Below are 7,510 nucleotides of genomic sequence, written 5' to 3' on the forward strand. Positions count from 1 at the left end.
GCGTTTGACTACGAATCAAAAGGCCAGGGGTTCGAATCCCTTCTGGGTCACCAAATGAAAGCATCACAGCAATGTGGTGCTTTTTTTATTTTCAAAAAAATATTTATCTATTAAAAAGACTCTACACATAATTGTGTAGAGTCTTTTAGTTTTCATAATTTAAATCTAATTAGATTATGGCTTAAGTGCTTTACCTTATTTTAGCTGTTCTGCAGCTACAGCAAGATCTCTCCAGTAGATAGCTTGCATATAACCATATGTATCTGGTTTTAAGGTAATTAATTTAGCTTTAGGTCGTTTTTCCTCACGTAATACTCTGCCTGTACGGGCATCGATGATATTACGTTGTTCTTGAACCCATTGAATCGTATCGGCATCTTGATCAAAGTAATAATGATTTATATATTCTGTCATATAATATTGAGCACCTTGATGACTATATGTACGAGCTACAATTTCAAATTTATTACCTTCTCCTGCGATGACCTTAACGCGTTGCTCTGCGTAATAATTTTGGCCATTCATACGATATAAGTAGGCATAACCTCTGGCATTCTCTAAATCAGCAATATTAACTGCTTGAGAGGGGAGGATACCTAAGATTGTAAAAGCCGCTGCAATTAATAAACTACGCTTCATGTATTCTCCTTATTACTTCGCATGTGGCTGATCAGATTCAGCAACCACATGTACAACTAATTCTTGATTAGAAGGAATCTGAGCCATGACTACAGGCATTGGTACATTCATAGCTGCTGCAATACCTTTGATCTGGCGCATTGCAACAGGCACTACAGTACCATCTTCTTGGATATTTTTTTCTAATGCTTCAATTTCAGTAACTGTTAAGCTTGCTTTGTTCGCAAAGTCTTCGATAGATACACCATTAGCTTCGCGATATTCTTTAATGAAATCTCCGATATACATAGATTCCTCCTATTTTTAGATACCTTTATATTGTAATTAAAAATATCATATATGGCAATAGATGAATAAAAGATGAATTAATAAAATTACAAAAATAAATTGACTTAATACGATAGTGGTGTTAATATTAACTTATAGAAAACATCATATTTGGGAATAGGTGCTGAAAAGCATAATAGAGAAGCTGGTTAAATGCCAGCACGGTCCCGCCACTGTATGGTCGAGCGAGTCTAAATTAAGTCACTGGGAAACTGGGAAGGCTAGATGAGCGATGACGCCGAGTCAGGAGAACTGCCTATTCAACATTCACCATTTGACCTACGAGAGATAGGGAGGAGAAGTTAGTAGCTCCTTTTTACGTACCCGTAAAAAGGATTTTTTAGTTCTATACGATTTTTATCAGAGATGATTTAAATTGTATTCAAAAGACCTTAATGTCGATGGCATGGTCATGGTGAATAATACCTTCTTGGTATTACCAGCATGACATGTGTTATGACTGTTAATATATTTTATGGTAAATGTAGGGCATGCATTTATTCATCATCATCCTAAAAAAGAGGCTGACCCAGGATTCTAGTAGTTCGGATTCTGGGTCAGTCTCTTTTTCATTTTCCTATTCTCCTGTTAATTTCTAGTACTTCTAATGTGTATAGTCAATCTATATAATAGAACTTTTATTTTTAGGGGATACATGAAATTTAAGTTAATTCTAAAAAAATGATTGACGATGAATTCTATACATGATATTATTATTTCAGTTGAGACGCGGGAGTGGCGGAATTGGCAGACGCACCAGACTTAGGATCTGGCGCCTTACGGCGTGGGGGTTCAAGTCCCTTCTCCCGCACCAACTTTATTGCACCTTTTGAGGTGCTATTTTTTTTGCCTAAAATTAGGCTTATTAATGGGCATACATAAGACTAAGCGCTTTTAATTTAGGTACAAACAAGCGTGATTAGTAAGGCATAACATAGATAGAAAATTAACTATGCCGTTATGTGTTATAATAAATGAGTTAGAACTATTAATTTAAATAATCATAGTAATACTATATGGTGCAGTATGGATAATACATTAACACAGCTGCTTTCACAGAACCCATCCTTTGTGGATGGGCTAAACGCATTTCAGCGGAAAGGAAAGTCAGTCATATATGGTCTTAGTGGATCTCAAAAGAGTTTCCTCTTAAACCAAGCTTTTTCTACGGGTCTTACAAAGCCTGTGGTTATCGTAGTCCATGATAAGGACCATAAAGAGATGTGGGAACGGGATTTAGCCTTTTTCTGGCCTAATATTCCTGTCCTATCATTTCCTATAACAGATCATGTGGACTTTACAACGATTGCTCGTAGCCTTGAAGACCAAGGGGCACAAATGCGTGCCTTAGCATTGCTAGCATGGCAGGAACCTGCTGTAGTCATTGCGAATGCTGAAGAGGTTACACAGTATGTGGTATCTCCACAATATTTAAAAGGACAGTCGTTACATTTCTCTTTGAATGATACGATTGAACGCGATACAGCTCTTGAACAGCTCGTTACAATTGGATATGAACGTGTAGACCAGGTGGAACAACGTGGTCATTTTGCCGTGCGCGGGGATATTTTAGATATATATCCTGTTAATAGTGAACATCCCATACGGATTGAGTTCTTTGGCGATGAAATTGATACGTTGCGGTTCTTCTCTGTAGAGAACCAACGTTCCATTGAACAAATTGATTCTTATACAGTGACACCTTTCTTTCTTGGTAAAAGTGATGCAGATTGCACCTTATTGTCCTATGTGAAAGAAGGCACTCTTATTTACGATGAGCCTGGTCGTATTCAGGAAGCATTAAAGAAATTCCTTAAGGAAGATCCAACACATCGTAAAAATCATTGTGACTGGAGTGAATTGCAACGCACTGTAGAAGCGACGAATCAAGTAGCTTTCACATTTATGCAACAACGTTCTATTGGCTTAGCTGGATTTACCCCAATTGGTATTCAAGGCAAGACGATGACGAGCTTTGAGCGTCAAATTCCTTTATTAACTGATGAGATTAAACAATGGCATCGTTTAAACCATCAAGTTGTATTGGTATTAAATAACCAACAACGAAGAGAAGGGATTGAACGTGCCCTTGAAGGGGAAGGTATTGCCTTTGTTCATAGTGCGGAGTGGATTGCAAAGCCTAATACGGTAGTTATCTTACAAGGTTTATTGACCGATGGTTTTGAATTACCAAATAGCCATTTAGTAGTTGTTGTAGAAGGTAATATTTACGGACAACAAAAACGAAAGCTGCGCAATAAGCCTAAAAAAGGCCAAGAAATCAATTATTTTACGGATTTAACGCCTGGTGACTATGTAGTTCATAGTATGCACGGTATTGGTAAGTATATTGGCCTTAAAACGATAGAAACAGAAGGCATTCATCGGGATTATATTGAAATTGACTATGCGGGATCAGATAAACTATTCTTACCCGCCAACAATTTAGATCAATTACAAAAGTATATTGGTAATGAAGGTGATGTGCCGCGCATCAATAAAATGGGTGGCCGTGACTGGGCTAAGGTTGTTACAAAGGCAAAGAAATCTATTGATGATTTAGCAGATAAGTTAGTTGAACTCTATGCACAGCGTGAAATAACGCAAGGCTTTGCATTCTTGCCTGACCAACCATGGCAGCAGGAATTTGAAGATGCATTTCCTTATGAAGAAACGGAAGATCAATTACAAGCAACAGCAGAAATAAAGGCATCCATGGAAAAACCAGTTCCTATGGACCGTTTGCTAGCAGGTGACGTAGGCTTTGGTAAAACAGAGGTGGCCATGCGTGCCATCTTTAAGGCTGTTATGAGCGGCAAACAAGTAGCGGTACTTGTTCCAACTACTGTTTTGGCACAGCAACATTTCCAAACCTTCTTGAACCGTTTTGCTCCATTTGGTGTCAAGGTAGATGTACTCAATCGTTTCCGCAGTACAGCAGAGAAAAAACAAGTTCTAAAAGGCGTTGAGGATGGCTCCATTGATGTTCTTATCGGTACACATTCCTTGCTCAATAAAAAGGTTGTCTTTAAAGATTTAGGTATGCTCGTTGTAGACGAGGAGCAACGTTTCGGGGTAGCTCAAAAGGAAAAATGGAAAGAGTGGGCCAATAATATTGATGTACTCACCTTGAGTGCGACCCCAATTCCTCGAACATTACACATGTCTCTCGTTGGTGTTCGTGAAATGTCCGTTATCAATACGCCACCAGAAGAACGCTTGCCGGTTCAAACCTATGTAGTGGAATATGATATGAACCTCGTGGCCGATGCAATCAAGCGCGAATTGGCGCGTGGTGGTCAGGTTTACTTTGTATATAACCGCGTAGCATCCATTAATCATATGGGTGAGTTACTAGCAGAAGCTTTACCAGACTTGCGCTATGCCATTGCTCATGGACAGATGACAGGCCGTCAAATTGAGGAAATCATGACTGATTTCTATGAAGGCCATTATGATGTATTATTGTCTACCAGTATCATCGAAACTGGTCTAGATATACCAAATGCGAATACCATCATCATTTATGATGCGGATCGCTTAGGCTTATCTCAGCTATATCAAATGCGTGGCCGTGTAGGACGTTCTCGTAGACGGGCCTATGCATACTTTATGTATCGACCTGATAAAATGCTCTCTGAAGCGGCAGAAAAGCGCTTAAAAGCTATTGAAGAATTCACAGAGCTCGGCGCTGGTTTTAAATTGGCTATGCGCGACTTAGAAATTCGCGGTGCTGGTAACCTCTTAGGTTCACAGCAACATGGCAATATTGCATCTGTCGGCTTTGGTATGTACGTGAGCATGCTTGAAGAAGCCATTGCGAAGGCTCAAAATAAAGAGGTTGAACGGGAAGTATCTATTGACCCAGCCATCGACCTAGAGGTAGATGCTTTTATCGACGATGCATATATCAAAGATAGTGCCCGTAAGATTTCTGTATATCAACGATTATTACATATTAAATCGAAAGAACAGCTTGATGATATGACGGATGAACTCATCGATCGTTTTGGTACGCCAACAGATCCGGTAGATCGTTTGTTACGCATTGCTCAAATCAAAGAACAAGCACGTTTACTGGGCATTAAAAGTATTGTCCGTAGAGGTCAGCAGCTTACCATTCATTGGCATGACGATTCCAAGATGGCTGACTGGGATATGGGGGCTGTACGGGAAGATCTCTGGAAGAAGATGAAATTTGCAGATACTAAGCCGGCTACATTATATGTGAGCCTCAATGGTATGAAAGGTTCTATTTTGACCATTACGGAAGCGGTGATGAAGGCTTTGAGCCAAAAATCATCGTCTAAGGAGGGCCTATGAATCGATTTTTAAAGGGGGCTATGATTTTAACCTTAGCTGGGATTATCGTTAAGGTTATCGGTGCTTTCAGTAAAGTCCTTATTGCACGCGTTCTCGGTGGTGAAGGGATTGGCCTATATATGATGGCCTATCCGATTTATCAAATTATCGTTAGTATTTCCGCTGCAGGCATTCCTGTTGCTATATCTATTATGATAGCGGAAAAGCTAGCTAATGATGATATGCGGGGCGTACAACAGGTATTTTCCGTATCGTTAAAGGTGTTAACACTATTAGGCCTTGTATTTAGTGTAGCTTTATACGGCAGTGCACAGTGGCTCATAGATACCCATATTATTACAGATCCTCGTGCACTCTTAGCGATTCAGCTATTGTCGCCAGCTATCTTCATCGTTACAATTTTGAGCTGTTTTAGAGGTTACTTCCAAGGCTTCCAATACATGGTGCCTACGGGAACTAGCCAAGTCTTTGAACAAATCTTCCGCGTATCCTCTATGGTGGGCTTAGCCTATTATTTCATTGATAGAGGGCTACACTTGGCGGCAGGTGGTGCAACGTTTGCTACATTCCCCGGTGTATTAGCTGGATTGCTCGTATTGATTTACTTTTACTATCGTCAGCGTCGTGTACGGGCGCAAATGTTGGCGCAGCAGAATCCAAATGCTATCGGTGAAAGCAATAGCTCTGTAGTGAAACGACTATTTAGCTTGGCTATACCAGTTTCAATGGCCAATATTATGTTGCCCATGGTATCTCTTATCGATACATTTATCGTCCCAAAGCGATTGATGGATATCGGGTATTACCTCAATGAAGCGACAACACAATTTGGCTATCTCACAGGGATGGCTACATCGTTGATTGGTTTGCCTATCATTTTGACTACATCCTTAGCGGCTAGCCTTGTACCAGCTGTATCTGAGGCACATGCCCAAGGTGATGTGCACCGCATTGTACAGCGCGCCGGCACAGCCATTAAGATTGCCAATATGTTCACTATACCGGCCTGCATTGGGCTCTGTGTATTAGCGACACCTATATCTAAATTGATATACGCAACGCCTCATGCTGGTCCTGTTATTGCTGTTATTAGCTTGAGTATTATATTCTTAGGGTGGCAACAGATTACAGCAGGTATTTTGCAGGGCTTAGGTAGAACGGTTATTCCTATGGTAGCCATTTTTATCGGTCTATTGGCTAAGACATTCTTGGACTATCAATTGACAGGTACTATTGAGCTTGGTATTAATGGTGCCGCATGGGCAACGAATTTAAACTTTGCTATTGCTGCACTCATAAACTATATATTTGTAAAAAAATATGTAGGCTCCGTACTCAATAAATTAGAGTTATTAAAAATTGTAGTGTCTGCCATGGCTATGGGCGGTGCTACACAGGTGGTATATGTGACGACTGTAGAACTGTTCGGTAACGGTGGTGCAGTGGCAGCGGCTATTATTGTAGCGGTATTTGTGTATGGTTTATCCCTATGGTTAACAAAGGCCGTTGTAAAAGCCGATATGTATCATTTCCCAGTTATAGGTAAGCGATTACAGGCTCGCCGAGATAAGGAGGAGGCTAAGCTATATGAAAAACAATACTGATAAGCCAGTATCGGTACAACCATTAGTAGATGTAGTAAAAGCTTTGCGTGCTCCGAATGGTTGTCCTTGGGATCAAAAACAGACTCATGAGTCGTTGCGTCGATATTTCATCGAAGAAACCTATGAAGTAGTAGATGCTATCGATAATAAAGATATGCCAAATCTTCGTGAAGAACTTGGTGATGTATTATTACAAGTTGTCTTTCACAGTCAATTAGCTGAGGAAGCAGGTCAATTTACATTAGAAGATGTAATTCACGATGTGACAGAAAAGATGATTCGTCGTCATCCCCATGTTTTTGACCCTGAAAATAATGAAAAATCATACAGTTGGGATGAATTAAAGGCGCAAGAAAAGAAAAATATACAAAAATCTGTATTGGATGGTGTATCTAAAGGTTTACCTGCATTAGTAGCGGCTTACAAACTACAAGAAAAGGCTGCAAAGCTAGGTTTTGACTGGGATGAGCTCGATCCAGTTTGGGCGAAAGTTTCCGAAGAAATGGGTGAATTTAAGGAAGCTATTGCCCAAGAAGATAGAGAAAATATGGAAAAAGAAGCGGGAGATGTGCTTTTTTCCTTGATTAATCTATTAAGATGGTATAAAATAAGCGGTG

Annotated in this window: 5 protein-coding genes, 1 tRNA gene and 1 riboswitch; of the genes, 4 read left to right on the forward strand and 2 right to left on the reverse strand. The window is 40.0% G+C overall.

Annotation, left to right across the window (positions count from 1 at the left end; all coding sequences use genetic code 11):
- Positions 1-195: 195 nt before the first annotated feature.
- Both QZ055_RS07045 and QZ055_RS07050 read right to left on the reverse strand, forming a co-directional pair.
- Entirely contained in the window at positions 196-639 is a 444-nt protein-coding gene (locus QZ055_RS07045) for a hypothetical protein (protein ID WP_295825590.1), read from the reverse strand.
- A gap of 12 nt (positions 640-651) precedes the next feature.
- A complete protein-coding gene (locus QZ055_RS07050) occupies positions 652-927 on the reverse strand; it encodes a helix-turn-helix domain-containing protein (protein ID WP_005385690.1) in 276 nt (91 codons plus the stop codon).
- 141 nt (positions 928-1,068) lie between these two features.
- A riboswitch (cobalamin riboswitch) is annotated at positions 1,069-1,241 on the forward strand.
- A 454-nt stretch (positions 1,242-1,695) separates the two neighbouring features.
- Here QZ055_RS07050 and QZ055_RS07055 point away from each other — a divergent pair.
- From QZ055_RS07055 to mazG, 4 genes are all read left to right on the forward strand, one after another.
- Positions 1,696-1,780 (forward strand) — tRNA-Leu (locus QZ055_RS07055).
- Between the two features lie 212 nt (positions 1,781-1,992).
- Positions 1,993-5,289 (forward strand): transcription-repair coupling factor, encoded by a 3,297-nt coding sequence (gene mfd, locus QZ055_RS07060; protein WP_295825592.1) that lies wholly within the window; start codon positions 1,993-1,995, stop codon positions 5,287-5,289.
- Positions 5,286-6,893 carry a polysaccharide biosynthesis protein gene (locus QZ055_RS07065; RefSeq protein ID WP_295825595.1) on the forward strand — a complete coding sequence of 536 codons (1,608 nt, stop codon included), beginning with the start codon at positions 5,286-5,288 and terminating at the stop codon, positions 6,891-6,893. The genes mfd and QZ055_RS07065 overlap by 4 nt, the downstream gene beginning before the upstream one ends.
- The coding region (mazG, locus tag QZ055_RS07070) for a nucleoside triphosphate pyrophosphohydrolase (protein ID WP_295825597.1) at positions 6,877-7,510 on the forward strand (634 nt) is incomplete at its 3' end. The genes QZ055_RS07065 and mazG, both read left to right, overlap by 17 nt.

The sequence above is a fragment of the uncultured Veillonella sp. genome (assembly GCF_905209685.1).
Taxonomy (GTDB): domain Bacteria; phylum Bacillota; class Negativicutes; order Veillonellales; family Veillonellaceae; genus Veillonella.

Coding starts and splice junctions, on each gene's coding strand:
- QZ055_RS07045 (WP_295825590.1), bottom strand. CDS start 639: ATGAAGCGTAGTTTATTAATTGCAGCGGCTTTTACAATCTTAGGTATC.
- QZ055_RS07050 (WP_005385690.1), bottom strand. CDS start 927: ATGTATATCGGAGATTTCATTAAAGAATATCGCGAAGCTAATGGTGTA.
- mfd (WP_295825592.1), top strand. CDS start 1,993: ATGGATAATACATTAACACAGCTGCTTTCACAGAACCCATCCTTTGTG.
- QZ055_RS07065 (WP_295825595.1), top strand. CDS start 5,286: ATGAATCGATTTTTAAAGGGGGCTATGATTTTAACCTTAGCTGGGATT.